Annotated in this window: 13 protein-coding genes; 3 read left to right on the top strand and 10 right to left on the bottom strand. The window is 48.7% G+C overall.

Features of this window, described 5'->3' with window-relative positions; translation table 11 throughout:
* Positions 1-544 (bottom strand): hypothetical protein (locus tag BIZ37_RS25395; RefSeq protein ID WP_187463886.1); only part of this gene is annotated, 544 nt, incomplete at its 3' end.
* Between the two features lie 246 nt (positions 545-790).
* Between BIZ37_RS25395 and BIZ37_RS25390 the strand changes: the two genes are divergently transcribed.
* On the top strand, positions 791-1,699 hold the full coding sequence (locus tag BIZ37_RS25390; protein ID WP_187463885.1) for a LysR family transcriptional regulator: 909 nt from the start codon (positions 791-793) through the stop codon (positions 1,697-1,699).
* Between the two features lie 29 nt (positions 1,700-1,728).
* Here BIZ37_RS25390 and BIZ37_RS25385 read toward each other — a convergent pair whose 3' ends face one another.
* The 8 genes from BIZ37_RS25385 to torT all read right to left on the bottom strand — a co-directional run bounded on the left by BIZ37_RS25385 (position 1,729) and on the right by torT (position 10,224).
* Positions 1,729-3,066: a ferric reductase-like transmembrane domain-containing protein gene (locus BIZ37_RS25385; RefSeq protein ID WP_187463884.1), complete on the bottom strand. Its 1,338-nt coding sequence runs from the start codon at positions 3,064-3,066 to the stop codon at positions 1,729-1,731.
* Between the two features lie 162 nt (positions 3,067-3,228).
* On the bottom strand, positions 3,229-4,644 hold the full coding sequence (locus tag BIZ37_RS25380) for an MATE family efflux transporter (protein ID WP_187463883.1): 1,416 nt from the start codon (positions 4,642-4,644) through the stop codon (positions 3,229-3,231).
* 150 nt (positions 4,645-4,794) lie between these two features.
* Positions 4,795-5,226, bottom strand: coding sequence for an EamA family transporter (locus BIZ37_RS25375; RefSeq protein ID WP_187463882.1), 432 nt, complete (start codon positions 5,224-5,226; stop codon positions 4,795-4,797).
* 45 nt (positions 5,227-5,271) lie between these two features.
* Positions 5,272-6,459, bottom strand: coding sequence for a multidrug effflux MFS transporter (locus BIZ37_RS25370; protein ID WP_187463881.1), 1,188 nt, complete (start codon positions 6,457-6,459; stop codon positions 5,272-5,274).
* Entirely contained in the window at positions 6,456-7,103 is a 648-nt protein-coding gene (locus BIZ37_RS25365) for a recombinase family protein (RefSeq protein ID WP_187463880.1), read from the bottom strand. Before BIZ37_RS25365 ends, BIZ37_RS25370 begins: the two co-directional genes overlap by 4 nt.
* A gap of 104 nt (positions 7,104-7,207) precedes the next feature.
* A complete protein-coding gene (locus tag BIZ37_RS25360; protein ID WP_187463879.1) occupies positions 7,208-8,188 on the bottom strand; it encodes a zinc-binding dehydrogenase in 981 nt (326 codons plus the stop codon).
* Between the two features lie 216 nt (positions 8,189-8,404).
* On the bottom strand, positions 8,405-8,863 hold the full coding sequence (locus BIZ37_RS25355) for a methylglyoxal synthase (protein WP_187463878.1): 459 nt from the start codon (positions 8,861-8,863) through the stop codon (positions 8,405-8,407).
* A gap of 284 nt (positions 8,864-9,147) precedes the next feature.
* Complete coding sequence (gene torT, locus BIZ37_RS25350) at positions 9,148-10,224, bottom strand: TMAO reductase system periplasmic protein TorT (RefSeq protein WP_187463877.1); 1,077 nt, start codon at positions 10,222-10,224, stop codon at positions 9,148-9,150.
* A 198-nt stretch (positions 10,225-10,422) separates the two neighbouring features.
* Between torT and torS the strand changes: the two genes are divergently transcribed.
* Together torS and BIZ37_RS25340 are read left to right on the top strand one after the other, a co-directional pair.
* The gene (gene torS, locus BIZ37_RS25345) at positions 10,423-13,386 is read left to right on the top strand and encodes a TMAO reductase system sensor histidine kinase/response regulator TorS (protein WP_187463876.1); all 2,964 of its coding nucleotides are present in this window, start codon (positions 10,423-10,425) and stop codon (positions 13,384-13,386) included.
* 96 nt (positions 13,387-13,482) lie between these two features.
* The gene (locus tag BIZ37_RS25340; RefSeq protein WP_187463875.1) at positions 13,483-13,980 is read left to right on the top strand and encodes an SDR family oxidoreductase; all 498 of its coding nucleotides are present in this window, start codon (positions 13,483-13,485) and stop codon (positions 13,978-13,980) included.
* Between the two features lie 74 nt (positions 13,981-14,054).
* On the opposite strand, the gene BIZ37_RS25335 is transcribed toward BIZ37_RS25340, so the two are convergent.
* Entirely contained in the window at positions 14,055-15,365 is a 1,311-nt protein-coding gene (locus BIZ37_RS25335; protein ID WP_187463874.1) for a rhodanese-like domain-containing protein, read from the bottom strand.
* Between the last annotated feature and the right edge of the window lie 165 nt (positions 15,366-15,530).

Here is a 15,530-nt window from a genome sequence, read left to right as displayed (position 1 = left end):
ATTTTAAAATTGAGTCACTTAAACTAAACCTAAAGAAATAAGTCTCTACATCTAAGCTATCAAATCTTGGTATGTAGATGAAGTCAGCGGCAAGTCCAACTTTAGGAAAAGGTTTAATTTGAATATAAGGGATAGCAATGACATTGGTGTCCATATATATACCGTCAGATCTACCTGTACTTTCAGTAACTTCATTGAAGCCACGCCTTTCGACAACCACCATTAGTTGGGCACTGACCCTATCTTGAAAAAAGCCTGGTTCATACCTAAACCCTCCACCAACCTGTACCATGCGTTTATTAAAAGAGTCCTCCATCGTCCAAGCCCCTACGACTGGAGTCAATGCCCAATCAGATGGAAAAAAAACTTCTAAACCTATTCCCCTATGATCTTCATTGTACTCATAAGTGTCTTTTTCGTAAGATTCACCATGATAACTCCATCCCCCAAATTTTAATTCATATTCAGCACAAAGAGCAGGGTGGCTTAAAAATATCACTGCCCATAAAAATATTATTAGAGGTTTAATGTTGATGAGTTTCATTATTTTCTCTTGTTGTTTTTTTATCATCTTCAGAGAAAAGAGTAGTAGGGGGTGTTTCATTCTCAAGCTAATCTCACGTCATTCTCATTAAATAAACTGGTTGTCATTATTCCAATATAAAAATATTGATAATGAGATAATTCTTATTAATTAGAATGGGGTATGCAGTAACTTTAACCTATCCGCTTTCCTTAATATTGGGTGTTGCGGTAAACTGATAAAAACTCGAAGATTTGGCGATTTATAATGAATATTGAACACCTGCGGCTCTTTGTCAGGCTCGCCTCTACCCATAATATCAGTCAGGCTGGGCAGGAACTCGGCCTATCACCGCCAGTTGCCAGTATGCATATCAGCAAGCTCGAAGAAAGCCTCGGAGCACGTTTGGTCCACCGAACAACTCGTAAGGTGTCGTTGACCGAAGAGGGCATGGCGTTTCTTCCTCATGCCGAAGAGGTACTGCAAAGTGTTGATGCGGCTCGAGCATCTGTCGGTAGTGCGGCAGGGGGCCTGCCACAGGGGACGTTGCGAATTACCGCACCGGCCTCATTTGGCCGAATGCACCTTATCCCCGCTCTGAAAGGATTTTTAGCTCAATATCCCGACCTTTCGGTAGATATTAGGCTGACCGATTCCATTATCGACTTGGTGGAAGGAGGCTTTGATGTCGCTATCAGAAATGCCGAACTGCAGGATTCGAGTTTGATTGCCCGCAAATTGGCGGTTGATAAGCGTATCATGTGTGCCTCGCCGGATTATCTCTCGGCTTATGGCACACCTACCTCGCCGCAGGATCTCAAAAACCACCTCTGCATTAACCAGGCTGGGCTAGAAGGCTGGAGCTTCACCACTCCAGATGGCGTGCAGAATATAAAGATCAAAGGCAATATCAGGGTTGATCATGGCGAAGCGGTAAGGGATGCCTGTGCCAATGGAATGGGGATTGCGATGTGCGCAACCTGGATCGCCTATGAGCACTTGAAACGAGGCGAGCTGGTTCAAATACTCGAAGATTTTCCGCTGGTGGATGAAGCCGCACTGTGGGCGATCTACCCAAGCTCTCGGCTTCTTGCGCCGAAAGTGCGGGCATTTGTCGACTATTTTGCCCAGCACTTCGGTACTCCACCATATTGGGATCTCGAATTGGACAGCTAGGGTAAACCTCCTTTACCCTAGCCAATGAACTAGCGAAAATTAAACAGTTCAGTATGGAAGTGCTTCATATCAAACTGCAGACTTTCTAGCTGTTGTTTCAGCGTGTTACCAAAAGGTGTCGGCCCACAAAACCAGATACTGCTATTTTGTAGGTTATTAGCACGCTGCCGGATATCATCGACGGTCAAGAAACGATGCAACCTATTGTCAATGACATGAAAATCCACATTGGTCCCGTAGGTTGCTGATTCCAAATCACGGATAAGTTGTGGTGATGGATACTCGGTGCAATAGTAGAAAAGGATCGGATCATGGCTGTTGAGTGATTGCAATTCTTCCAATCTTGCTTTGAACGCAGCGCAACCAATCCCGCCTGCAACCCAGATCTGTGGCTTGTTGTCATTGAAATCAAAGTGCCCGTACGGGCCTTCCACTGTTACGTTTTCGCCTATTTCTAACCTTTGGTGAATGGTCGAGGTGAAGTCACCCAAGGCCTTTATCAAGAATTGGACTCTGGTCTCTGGGCCTTTGTTTATTTGGCTACCTCCAGCCGAAGTAATAGTAAATGGATGGGGCTCTTCGCCTGTCAGGGTCAAAAAGGCAAACTGCCCTGAGCTATGGCCGGGCCACTGCGGTACTTCGATATCGATAAGCGTGGTCTTGTTTAGCTCATCAAAATGAAAGCCTCTGATGAACCCTTGATGTTGCTGACGTCTACCAATTAAACCAAACAGGCTGAATAGGGCACCGACTACCCCTAGCACAACGGTACCGATGACGACGGGGGTGATCAGGTTATCCCAATACGCATGCTTGAGTAATACCAGTGAATGATAGGCAATAAACAAATAAGCGACTGCCATCAGTTTATGAATCACCTTGAACCGCTTGTATTTAATCGGGGCAAAAAGGGCAACCAAGGTCAGTGCGATAAATAAATATAGCGCCCATTCACCAATGGATTCTGCACCCCCTCGGAGGCTGTGGATGGTGGCGTAGAAAGAGTCTGGGTTAATTGTTAGGTTGGGTTTCGCTCCCCGTTCCATTAGGCCATAGCTGACCAATTGCTTTGGAACGATGGCAAGCAGCCAGTGGATGGCACCAAATACAACGGCGTAAATACCCAGCCACTTATGTAAGCGGTACGATTTATCGAGGCCGGAAGTCAGTCTCTCAATAAATGGCAGGCGCAAGGCAAGTACCATGACCATGGTTAATAATAGGGTTGAGATGATCCCTGTGATCTGGATGAGAGAGCTTCGCCATTGCATAAACGTGGCGTTATCGAGCAAATTGGGTTCAGCCACCAACCAGACAAGGGCACATAGGAAGATAATTCCTACTGAGGTGATATAGAGTTTTTTCATAGTATAAGCTCCCGTTGAGCTTATACATTACCGCGCTGAATGTAACGTGATGCCAATATAAGTAAAAGTGTGTAAATAGTGCTCAGGCAGGCTATTGGCCTTCCCCTAAATTAACCGCAAGATCGTTTCAGAGGAAGGTAATAGTCATCATGTCGCTACTTATTAAGCAGCTTGTAGTTGATGGCAATTTTCAGCAGTGCGGTTGCGAATGATATGTCTCAACCTTAGCAGCATAAACATCGCGGCGACGGTCAAGCCAGTGACAATCCCTACCCAGAAGCCAGTTTCGCCCATGGCAGGTACTACCTTATCTGTAAGGCCCATCACCATACCCAAAGGCAGTGCTAAGCCCCAGTATGCAGTGATAGCTAAAATCATCGGCACTTTGGTATCTTTGTAGCCACGTAGCGCGCCATTGGCAGAGGTTTGCAGTGCGTCGCTAAACTGGTACACCGCAGTATAGATCAGCAGAGTAGCAGCCGTTGCACTGACCACAGGATCCGTGGTGTACAGGCGGATGATCCAGTCTGGGAACAACAAGAAGAAGCTCACAGACACCATAGATAGCATGCCGGCAACGGCGATGCCGAACAGGCTACGTTCCTTAGCCCCTTGCTCGTTTTTAGCCCCAAGTGCATGGCCGACCCGGATAGTGATACCAAATGATAGGCTCATCGGGATCATATAGGTCATGCTGGAAATGTTGAGGGCAATCTGCGCTGCCGCAACATTTTCAGCACCAATGCGACCAATTAGCAGGGCAATAACAGCAAAGATACTGCCGCATACCGCGATGTTCATACCAATAGGCACACCCAGCTTCAGTAGGTGCAAGCAATCCTGAATCCGAGGTTTGATATCGGCGAAGTGGATGATTTTCTTATAGTGATGGTGCCCCTTGATGTAGGAATACAGCAGTCCGGACATCACCCAGTAAACGATACTGGTTGCCCAACCACAGCCGACAGCACCAAGGGCAGGGAAGCCGAACTTGCCGTAAATCAGCACATAGTTGATTGGGATGTTCAGCAATAACCCGATAACAGAAACCAGCATCGGAGCGCGGGTATTGTTCATCCCCTCACAGAAGCCGTTAAGGGTATAGAACAGGGCGATCCCCGGGACACCAAAGGCCAAAGCCAGCACATAGTCACCAGCAATCGGGATGATCTCCGGTGCAACACCAATGGCATTGAGAATATTGCCACCTTGAGAAAGGTAGATGATCAGTAGACTGCTGACCAACGCGGCTACCCATATCATCTGGATAAACTCGATACGTACCTTGTCGAGCTCATTGGCGCCACGATGGAAAGCCACTACAGGCGTCAGTGCCATGATGATACCGCGCAGCAGCAGGGATACTGGCAACCAAAGGCTGGTACCCAGTGCGATAGCCGCAAGGTCGGCAGCGCTGACTTGGCCAGCCATGGTGGTATCAACGAAACCCATCGCCTGTGTGGCCAACTGGGTCATGATAATAGGAATCGACAGGTGCAGCAGCGAGCCGGATTCACGGGTAAAACGGGAAAAAAGTGACGAGCTTGGTTGAGCGCGATTTACGGTTTGATTTTGCATGGGGTATAGATAACACCTATATAAATGCACCAATGGAAGCAGGATGGCGGGTGTGCATTTTAGGGTGTGCCTTTCGAGGCGGAGGGAATATATCCAGCCAGTGCATAAAGTGCAAGGCTGGATATGTAAGTGGGTATTGAATAATGCGGTTTAACCCTGCCAAGCCACCAGAATTACGCCGAGGGTGATCAGGACAACCCCCATCCAGTTTACCGAGCTGAGGTTCTCGCTCAGGAACAGCACGCCAAAAACGGCCACCATTACCACACTAAGTTTATCGACCGGGGCAACCTGCGAGGCTTGGCCATAGCTCATGGCACGGAAGTAACATAGCCATGAGGCCCCAGTTGCTAATCCGGATAACACTAAAAACACCAAGCCTTTGGTCGATATGGTATCAAGCGACTGGAATTGCTTGGTAAAGAAAGCGATGCCGCCGACCATTACCAGAATGACGCAGGTACGGATAAAAGTAGCGAAATCTGAGTTGATATTGCTGACGCCGAGTTTGGTCAGAATTGCCGTCAGGGCCGCAAAAATAGCGGATAAAATGGCCCAAAATAGCCAAGATGTTTGCAGCATGTTTTTCTCTTTAATTAAAAATTGGCTGGTGCACTTTGCTTCTGGTTACGCCGTTTGTACCTGTGGTTCTACCTTGAAGCCACGGATAATATTGCTCAGGGTGATCAGGGCAAACACCACAATCACAATGGATAGGTGCCATGGTTGGCTAAGGCCCATTTTTACCAACCCCATGCTGACAATCGACGAGGCGATCATCTGCCCGCCGCCAGACATCGCAGCAGCGGCTCCTGCCTGCTTTTGGTATGGCTGCATCACCATTGCCTGCGCACATGGCAGGGCAATACCGTTACCCAAAATCATCAAAAACTGGCCCAGCATCAGGTATAGCGGTTCAACTGGGCAGAAGAACAACCAAAGTGCCGCGCAACCATGCAGGACTGGGGTGAAAAGCAACATTCTTTGGGTACCGATTTTTGGCCGGACCCGGTTAGTCAATGTAGTACCGGTTAGCATGCCCAGTGCCGGGATTAGCGCCCACATCGCATATTCGTCGGACGTCATGCCGATTTGGTTCTGCATGATGAAGGGCATAACAGAAACCGTCGTTATCATCAGGCTGAAGTTGAGCCAGCCGATACTGGCAAAGCTCATGAAATAGCGCGAGGTGAGCAGTTGCCAGTATTGTTGGGCCATTTTCTTCGGTGAGGGCACTTTCGAAGTTTGTGCCACTGTTTCCTTGAATCGGAATGCAATCACCAGCCAAACAAGGGTGACATAACCTAGCAGGGAGGTGAAAACCATGGTCCAGCCGAAGTGGAAGTTAATAAAACCGCCCAGTACCGGTGCCATCAACGGTGTGAGTGATGCCGCCATTGCGATATAGGACATGGCCAGAGGTAGTTCAGCACCACTGAATCGGTCACGGGTAGAAGCACGTGCAAGTACAGCGCAGCAACCGGTCCCTAGCCCTTGCAGAAAGCGTCCCATCACCATACCGGTGAAGGAATCACTCAGGGTTATGATCATCACAAGGCCGGATAGGGCAATCAGAAGCCCGGTCATCAAGACTTTTTTCCGTCCCAGCGCATCAGAGATCGGGCCATAGAGGAATTGCGACGGGCCAAAGCCCAGCAGGTAGATACTGACCAGCAGTTGTGCTTGGTCGAGTGAAATATCAAAGTCTTTGGCAATCCAAGGAAGGGATGGGAAGACCAACCCCATACTCAGTTGGCCGACACTGATGATCAGGCACACAAGTCCGAGGGCTTTCCAGAAATTACGGTCGGTCATGATGACTTGTTATCCTTGTGGCGTTTACAGGTGTGCCGAGTACGCAATGCGCCTTCATCATCGAACTGGCTTAATTTACTTTTCACACGTTTAACGGTGGAAATACTGACACCGCAACTGTCAGCGACATGCTGGAGCTTGTGGCCCTCAAGTAACATGGTGGCAATTTGCCGGTGCTTTTCCCGATCGGCAGGGCGGCCCCGGAATTTTTGTTGCCATAACTCAGGGTTTTCTTTCATTGCCTTGCGGCTGTGCTCGGCGGCCAGAAGCCTTTTGCGGGTTTGCACATTGCCATAGCCGCTCAGCAGCGAAAGCAGCACGTGGCTTGATTCTGAATCTGGCACAAAAGTCAGCGGTTCAGAGAGTGTTTTTAACGTGACGCCTTTATCGAGCAGAGACGCAACGGTAGCTTGAACCATATTGAAATCATGGCTAAATGCCGTCAGCCACCACACCCATACCACATCACCTTCTTTGAGCTTGTCGTACAGTTGGTGAAAACCCTGCCGTGCCATCGGATCAACATCGCCACGCACGCGATCCTGAACCTGCTCGGCGCTAGGCTCGGAGCTATTCAAGGCATCAATTTGCTGCACGTAGTCGGTATTTCTGGGAGAAAAGCGTGAATAGATGTATTTCGCCATAAAGCAAAATTAAGCTCACTTGATGTAATGGTTCATAAATATACCTTGGGTTGTTCATAAACACAATGGATAGAACCGGATTGGGTTCTATCCATTATCAGGGATTAGCCAACTTGCATGACTAACTTACCACTGTGTTGTTGCTCCTTGAGGTGCTTAAGGGCTTCTGGCAGTTGGTCGAAGGAGTAGATATGATCCACCATAGGGTCAAGTTTTCCCTCGCTGACCAGATTGGCAAGCTGGTTGCCGATATCGGCAAGGTGCTGGATATGTTCGATATGACCGTGGGAATAGGTGCCATGCAGTGCCACTTCGTGGAGGCTGAGAGCTTTGGTCGTTGCCAGTAGCGGAACTTGGTTGAACTGATCGGCGATCATTACAATGTGGCCATTGTAGCGAACCAAGGCACTCATGGTACTACCGGATTTGGCCGATACACAATCAATGACCCCATGGACCAGCTTGTCCTCAGTGTATTCAATAAGCCGCATGGCGATATTTTCAGTATGCGGGTCGATGACTTCGTCAGCACCATAGGAAAGAAGCCGTTGGTGGTGCTGGCCATCGGCAATGGCATAGACGGTGGCTCCCATCTGTTTCGCTAGCTGGACAGCAAACCCGCCGACACCACCTCCGGCACCGGTTATTGCGATACTTTGACCAGATTCGAGCCGTAGTTTGTCGTGAATGGCGATCCAAGCTGAATAACCTGCGCACGGAAGGGCTGCGGCTTGGGCGTAGCTGACATTGTCGGGTAATCGGCTGACCGCATAGGCTTTGACCTTGGTATATTGGGCAAAGCCCCCGCCATCACGGGGATCGATAAATGCCATGACGCGATCACCCGGTTGGAAGTTATGGACGTTTTTACCAACTTTGGTAATGGTGCCAGCAATATCAAGTCCGATGATTTGCGGGTAATTCCAAGTGGCATAGCCCCAATGGGCAAGCTTGTAGTCAATGGGATTAAGGCCGACAGCTTCCACTTTGATACAGACATCTTCGGCTGAAGGGGTTGGTTGGGTTGCCGTTGTCAGTACCAATTGGTCGATACCTTCCGGCTGGTTCAATTTCCATGCTTTCATTGGCCACCACTGTCATTCTGCTTATTCTATTTTTATGTTCTACTCATTAACCTTAAACCAAAATTATTATTTTTGGCTGATTGAAATCACTTGGGTATTGGTAGTGAATAAAAGCGCTAAATGGCCTTAGCAAAGGTGGGGTTGCACTGTGATGCGAAATTAAAAACGCCTCTTGAATAAGAGGCGTGATTCTTGATGATTAACCTAATTGAAGGCTTAACCTAGACGCTCGGTCAAATAAGCATCGTAATCAGGAATTTCGATCTCGACTTTTTCAGCCAGTCTTGGCGATGAAATCATAAAGTTTGCACTAGCGCGGTTGGTGGCAACCGGGATATTCCATACTGCCGAGATACGAAGCAGCGCTTTTACATCTGGGTCGTGTGGTACTGCATTGAGTGGATCCCAGAAGAAAATCATCATATCGATTTTGCCTTCGGAAATAAGCGCACCTAACTGTTGGTCACCACCCATTGGGCCGCTCAGCAAGCAGTTAACTTCCAGACCCGATTCACGCGCAATCATATGCCCTGTGGTGCCTGTCGCATACAAGACATGATCTTTTAACTTGTCTTTGTGCTCGTTCACCCAGCGCATTAGGTGGGTTTTACAGTTATCGTGAGCGACAAGCGCGATGTGTTTGGTTTCTTCCATTGTTCGGGTTGTTACGTGCATCTATTACTCCACAGAGACAAAATTGACAACAGCTGTCGCACAGAGTTTATGGTCTGAATGTGACAACTGTGTGGTGTGATCTGTATATCTATAACGCCATATGTAATGGATTGCACTTGGTAAGGGAAAAGCATGTGCAACTCAATTCGGGGCATCAAGTATAAGTACCAGAGCTTGCAAAGGAAGTACAAAGAAATCTTTCCAAATCATTGGTTAGATAACAGTATTCTACTAACTAGGGCCAGCGTTGGCTGGCCCAAGGGTATAAATGCAACAACTGGGTTTCAGGTGTCAGGGGCTTCGACACGGAAAACCGGACGAAATTCGGCTGGAGAAAGTGACTCAGCAATAGCACGACTGTCTAGGTTTTCAGGTGTCAGTAAGGCAAGGATAGGGGCCAGATCTTTTTTCACGGGTTTGCCTTCTAGGTACCGGACAGCCTGATCAACGGATAGCATCGCTTGCTGTGCCATTTTGTCAGTTGGCGCGAAGAGGATCTTCCCGCGTAGCAAGCCACGATAAACACCATGACTAAGGTAAGTCGATAATATTTTGGTTTCATCGCTTAGGTGGTTGGCCCTGAGCTCACTGATTGCGACTTCGGCTGCGACAGCACCCCCGACGATATAATCAAAATGCTGGTCGGAAGCGAGCAATTGCTGAATTAAATTGCGCTGGAGCTCCTTGCTGTGATCTGCCCACATCGTGGTAACAATATTGATGTCACTGTTTTCTGTCGCATCATAAAAGCCTTGAACAACCGGCTTGGTTCCACCGCGCTTCTGTGGGCCGGGTAACAGGGCCACAGTGACGACACCACTGCCTTTAGGGTGGCGCTTGGCGAGGAATTTGCCTGTTTGATAGCCCATTTGGTACCAGTCTACGCCGACTCTTGCGATAACATTGTCGTGGCTGTCTTTGTTGCTAGTGTCTAGATAGTTGATGGTAGCAAATACCGGAATGTCATCGGTCAGTTGGGTCAGCATGTTCTCATAGGCGAGGCTATCTACTGTGCCCAGGATAATGGCATCGGCGTTCCATGTTCTGCAATCCGCAAGTTGACTCTGTTGTTTGGTGAGGTTCGGGTAACCGCCGGCTTCCAGCACTTTGAGCTCAACACCGAGTTTTTTGGCATGTTCAACCATGCCGTAGTTGACGGATAGCCAGTACGAGTCTTTGAGGTGGGGATAAACGGCACAAAGCTTCCAGGGCTGATTGGCCGTTGCCAACGGTTGGTATTGAATATTTGTCGCTTGTTTATCAGCCTCGAAGGGCGGGGTGTAGGCGATAACGTCCACCGCATTCGCTGTTTGGCTGAGCCCGGCGAGTGTCAGCAGTGTTACGGCAAATTTTTTTATCATGTTGCAACCGTCAGGAAATAGCCTGATTAACTTTTCAACCATTTCAGTCAATCCGTACAGGACATTGTTGTGGTTAATAACCAATTACTTATCTAGATTGGTATAATAGCATTTTTACTGTTTCCTGTTAGGTGTACCTACCCGACCTGTGTTGTCTTGGTTTAGGGTGCATACCTTCTTCTGCCACGGTTTCTTTATATGAACTTAACTCCCAGTAGCATTGGCCAGAAACTGCTGATTGCTTTTTCCATGATGGCTGGCCTGATGATCATCGCTGTTGTGATTGGTGTTGCCGGTTTCTCTCTGGTCGCCAAGACCGAGCGAACGGTAATCAATGCTGCAGTACCGGCTTTGGTGGAAGCACGACAATTATCGGACTTAAGTACCCGTATTATTTTCAATGCTCAGGTTTTGGCAAAATCAAAAGATGAAAAAGAGCGGGACCAGCAAGGGAAATCGCTGACGCTGCATATTCGGGCTTTGAATAATAGTCTGGAGGCGCTTGATCAATATGCTTTCGAACCAGAATTGATGGAACAATTAGTCACTGACGTCGAGAACATTGTTAATAACCTCGCCATGCTAGGCATGTTGGTTGGCCGGAAAATAGAGCTTAGTGAACAAGTTAAGGTGCTTAATAACACCATGACATTAGCGACCAAGCAAATTGACGAGCTGTCCCAGTCGCAGGTATCCAATGCCAATACTATCGCTGTCGCCAATGTGTCGCGTATTTACGATTTGGTGGAAAAGGGTAACCAAGAAGCAGTGTTCAACGCGTTGGATAGCTTGGTTGAAGTTGATATGGACTTGAGCGAGCGATTGTTCGAGCTACGCTTCCTGTCCCTCCAAGTGATTAACATGCTCGATGACAGTGAGCAGATCAGCACGATTCGTGAACTCGACAAATTGAGGGACAGGTTCGAATATGCCGTTGGTGTTATTCAGCAACGGGTGAAGTCGGTCGAAGATCCGAGCCGATCAGAGCAACTGCTTGAGCAGGTGAAAGCACTCGACAGCGATGGTGATTTTTTCTCGGACATGGAAGCATTGATCCATGCCAATCAAGATGTTGAACGGATGGAGCAGCAAAACCTAGTGCTTTTCCAGCAACTGAACCAAACTGTTGATGGCATTATTCAGGCAGCGAATGTGGGTACCCAACAAGCGGTAAAGCAGGTTGATGAGACACTGACTATCGCGCGAAACAGCCTAATTGCGATATCGGCGTTGGGTATGGTGGCGCTGGTGTTGATCATGTGGCGCTATGTCTATGCGCGGGTGATCCGTCGGATCAATGATTACAGCAAAGCTTTGATGGCATTGGCGCGTGGTGATTTAGCGATCCGCCTGACAACCCAAGGTGATGATGAACTGGCGCAGATGGGCAGGGCAATCATGGTGGCCCGTGATACGGCTTACGAGCGCCATAGGTTGGCACAAGTCGAGTCGAAAATTCGTTATGAGCTGCAACAGCACAAAAACAGCCTTGAACAGTTAGTGGCCGAGCGAACCAGCCAGTTAGAAAAAGCCAACGAAAAGCTCAATAAAGAGGTCCACAATCACGCTAAAGCCCGTTCTGAAGCTGAGCAGGCCAACCGAGCAAAATCCGCTTTTCTCGCGACCATGAGCCATGAAATCCGTACGCCAATGAATGGGGTGCTAGGGACGGCTTCACTGTTGGCCGATACCGGTTTGAATGACAAGCAGGCGGAATATCTCAAGGTGATTAACCGTAGCGGTGAAACCTTGCTTGATATCCTCAATGATGTACTGGACTACTCGAAAATCGAAGCTGGTCATTTGGATATCCGGCCGGCGAATTTCTCGCTGCATACCTTGGTCAAAGATGTCTACAGCCTGTTTTCAGGTCGAGCATTGTCGAAACGCATTAGTTTGGTGACCGATATTGATGACAATGTCGGTGAGCACTGGGTAGGGGATGCGACACGTATCCGTCAAGTTCTCGCCAACTTAGTGGGTAATGCTATCAAGTTTACCGAAGATGGGCAGGTGACTGTGCTGGTATCGGCGTCAGCCCATGATCCGTCTCGCTTGCATATTGAAGTGGAAGATACCGGTGTTGGTATCCCGTTGCATGAGCAGGAAATGATGTTCACCGCTTTCCACCAGTCCAGTGAAGGCCGCCAGGCTGTGGGGGGAACAGGGCTAGGCCTTGCTATCAGCAAGCGTATTGTCGAAGCCATGGGTGGTGAAATCGGTTTGGTATCCTCACCGGGAGAAGGGAGTTGCTTTTGGTTTACCCTCACTCTGGAGCCAGGGGAGCATACCGAGACAGCAAGTGTCGATACGGCTGCTGGCATACCGGCGGCTAAGATATTGCTGGTGGAAGATAATCCGGTTAACAGCTTGGTGGCTGAAGGCTTCTTGCGCCGCCTTGGCCACCAAACGGTTGTCGCAGAGGATGGTCGGGAGGCGAGGGAGGTCTATGCCGAGCATGACTTTGATATTGTCCTGCTCGATATCAACTTGCCCGATACCGATGGGGTTAGCTTGCTGGGTGAACTCAAACAACTCAAAGGTAAGCGTGGTGACGAACAGGAGCCGGACAACACGCCTTTTGTCGCCTTTTCTGCCCATGTATTTAATGAAGAGGTTGAACAATATTTGGCTGCTGGGTTCTCAGGCTTCTTGCCTAAACCGCTGGTCGAACACCAGTTGGTGGATGTCTTGAATTCGATTCTGGGCGGGGTCGAGCGGGTAGGCATTATTGAGGGGGAGCCCCCTTTTGAACAAGGCTCAAACAAGCATCATACTGAAGATAAGAGAGAGAGTGGGGTAGACACCGCAATGGCTGAAAACATGCCGATTTTAGATGAATCAGTACTTGGAAGTGATCTTCAAGTCTTGGGCCAAGCCATGGTCGAGAAGATGATTTCCCTATTTGCAGACTCATCGCAACAAACCATGGACAAATTACTACCGGCAATGCAAAGCGGTGATTTGGCACTAGTGGCGAGCCTGTCCCATAACCTCAAAGGAGCGGCCGGGACCATGGGTTTGCGCCAGTTACATCAGGTCTGCTTGGAAATCGAGAAGTCGGCAAAAGAAGGAACCGTTGAAGAAGAAGCAGCCAATGCCCTAGAAGCGGTATATCAAGAGTCACTGACGGCACTAGATAACACCTTTGCGGGTGATTGAGGCTGGGGGAAAAACATCTAACCATAAGCGATATGGTTAGAGGCATTGAGTCGGGGATATTTTAAAGCCCGGTGCTTTGGCTACTTTTCGTCAGTGATGAAAAAAGTATTGGTATTGGGTTCTACAGGTTTGGTTGGCAAAGCGCTATTTGAAAAAGTAGGTAAAGTCGATGCCATCCTATGTACTGCGGGTGTGGTACGAATGGCGGATTGGGCAACAGCAGACGATGCTGAGTGGGAGTTCGGTATCCAAAACAAAATGATGGGGCAAATTAATACCCTGCGGTTCGGCGAGAAATACGTCAAAGATGGTGGTGCGATTGTCTTGTCCACCGGCATTTTGGCGCAATATCCATTTAAAGGCAGTAGTATCGTAACAACCGTCAATGCGGCAGTAGAAGCTGCTGTGAAAACTGCCGCCGTTGAGGTCGACCGTATTCGTTTCAATGCGGTTTCGCCGGGCTGGGTAGCAGAAACCATGGTAACCATGGGAATGGATCCAGAACCAGGCCTGCCAGCAGCAGACGTTGCCCAGTTCTATATCGATTTGATGAACGACAGTCATTCTGGCGATATCGCCGTGGCAGTGAAATAGTGTTAGCGATAGAGTTTCGTCATAGTAGGCCAACTTATTACATATAAGTTGGCCTTTATCATATTCCCGCTTATTTACTTCTCATCATAGAACGCAGACTTTGGCGCATTAGGGATGTCACCGGTTTCGGTCGGGTTGCTAGGGTCCCCGCTCCATTCAAACCAGCCACCGTCATAAACGCTGATGTCTTTCCAGCCCATCACATGGGCATAGAAGAAGGCTTCGGATGCACGCCAACCCGTACCGCAGTAGAAAGAAACGGTCTGCGAGGCGTTAATGCCCCAGTCTTTCCAGAAATCCGTCATGATATTCGGGCTGATCATAGTGTCATCCGGGTTGCGGAAGTCTTCCAGATGGTAGGCGTCAGAGCCTGCGTGGCCCCATTTTGAGCCCTTGATACGGCCTTTGGGCTCGATGTAGCGGTAACCACTCGTATCACCAACATATTCAGCCCAACTGCGGATACTGACCAGTGATTGATGCTTAGGGTCAGCCAGGATTTCACGAGCTTCCGGGACATCGATAACGTACTGCGGATTAGCAGGGATCGTGCGACCAAACTCGACAGGCTTGGCGTGGTTACGCAGGGGCTGGGTAGAGAACCCTGCATTGACCCAAGATTGCCAGCCGCCGTTGAGTAGACGAACGTCATCCACACCTGCATACATCAAAAGGTTGGCAACTCGGGCTGCTGCTGTGTTGTCGCGGCCATAAAGGATGACAGTCGTATCGTGAGCGATACCCAGTCCTTTAATGGCTTCTGCCAGCTTGTTGTCGTCTACACGGTTCCACCATGGCTCGGACTCAACCATATTGGTATTGAGATATAATGCTGATGGAATATGGGCAGCAAGGTATTTAGTTGGCGGTCCCCACGCGACTTCAACGACTTTGAAGCCTTTTGCTGGAGGGTGAAGTACGTCATCACCATTAATCAGCCGGTTAAGCCACTCAGCTGGCACTAGCTGCTGATAGTTTTCAAGTGCAGTAAGCTGGCCTGAATAATCGGTAACTGCTTGGTCAATAAGCTGGATGTTTTTTTTGCCAAGGCTTTCAAGCTGAGCTTGTAAAATTTGCGCTTTTTCAGGCTGACAATAGAGGTATGTCGGTTTGGTGAGGTCGATACCACGGTTTTCTAGCTCGGCACGGACAACCTGGGGACGAAGCGTCGATAGCCAGTCGGCATCGAAATTGATAGCACCAGGGAAGTGTCCACCGCGAGTCTGATTAGCCTCGGGCCAGCCGTTGTAGTGATTGCTCGATCGACAATCGATGATTTGAATGTCTTGGTTATTTTCGGCGGCTAACTGATCAAAAGTTGCCGCCATAAGTTGGGGGCTCATTACAGCTGCTGAAGAGAGCAGTGCCCATTTTGTTAGTTTCATTGTAATTTCCTAGCAGATAAAGCAGAGCCAGCATTATAGGATGCTGGCTCTCTATTTTATTGATATGAGTAATGTTTCTACTGCTTAGCTTGCTTGTGCCCCGGTATTTTTCGGACGGTTCACATTTTTGCTATTAGGCTTACGGCCTTTTGAGTTGGGTTTTGA

The organism is Photobacterium sp. BZF1, assembly GCF_014349205.1.
Classification (GTDB): Bacteria; Pseudomonadota; Gammaproteobacteria; order Enterobacterales; family Vibrionaceae; genus Photobacterium.
This window is presented reverse-complemented; position numbering and strand designations above follow the sequence as displayed.

Coding starts and splice junctions, on each gene's coding strand:
- BIZ37_RS25365 (WP_187463880.1), bottom strand. CDS start 7,103: ATGGCGAAATACATCTATTCACGCTTTTCTCCCAGAAATACCGACTAC.
- BIZ37_RS25375 (WP_187463882.1), bottom strand. CDS start 5,226: ATGCTGCAAACATCTTGGCTATTTTGGGCCATTTTATCCGCTATTTTT.
- BIZ37_RS25355 (WP_187463878.1), bottom strand. CDS start 8,863: ATGCACGTAACAACCCGAACAATGGAAGAAACCAAACACATCGCGCTT.
- BIZ37_RS25385 (WP_187463884.1), bottom strand. CDS start 3,066: ATGAAAAAACTCTATATCACCTCAGTAGGAATTATCTTCCTATGTGCC.
- BIZ37_RS25370 (WP_187463881.1), bottom strand. CDS start 6,459: ATGACCGACCGTAATTTCTGGAAAGCCCTCGGACTTGTGTGCCTGATC.
- torS (WP_187463876.1), top strand. CDS start 10,423: ATGAACTTAACTCCCAGTAGCATTGGCCAGAAACTGCTGATTGCTTTT.
- BIZ37_RS25380 (WP_187463883.1), bottom strand. CDS start 4,644: ATGCAAAATCAAACCGTAAATCGCGCTCAACCAAGCTCGTCACTTTTT.
- BIZ37_RS25335 (WP_187463874.1), bottom strand. CDS start 15,365: ATGAAACTAACAAAATGGGCACTGCTCTCTTCAGCAGCTGTAATGAGC.
- BIZ37_RS25340 (WP_187463875.1), top strand. CDS start 13,483: ATGAAAAAAGTATTGGTATTGGGTTCTACAGGTTTGGTTGGCAAAGCG.
- BIZ37_RS25390 (WP_187463885.1), top strand. CDS start 791: ATGAATATTGAACACCTGCGGCTCTTTGTCAGGCTCGCCTCTACCCAT.
- torT (WP_187463877.1), bottom strand. CDS start 10,224: ATGATAAAAAAATTTGCCGTAACACTGCTGACACTCGCCGGGCTCAGC.
- BIZ37_RS25360 (WP_187463879.1), bottom strand. CDS start 8,188: ATGAAAGCATGGAAATTGAACCAGCCGGAAGGTATCGACCAATTGGTA.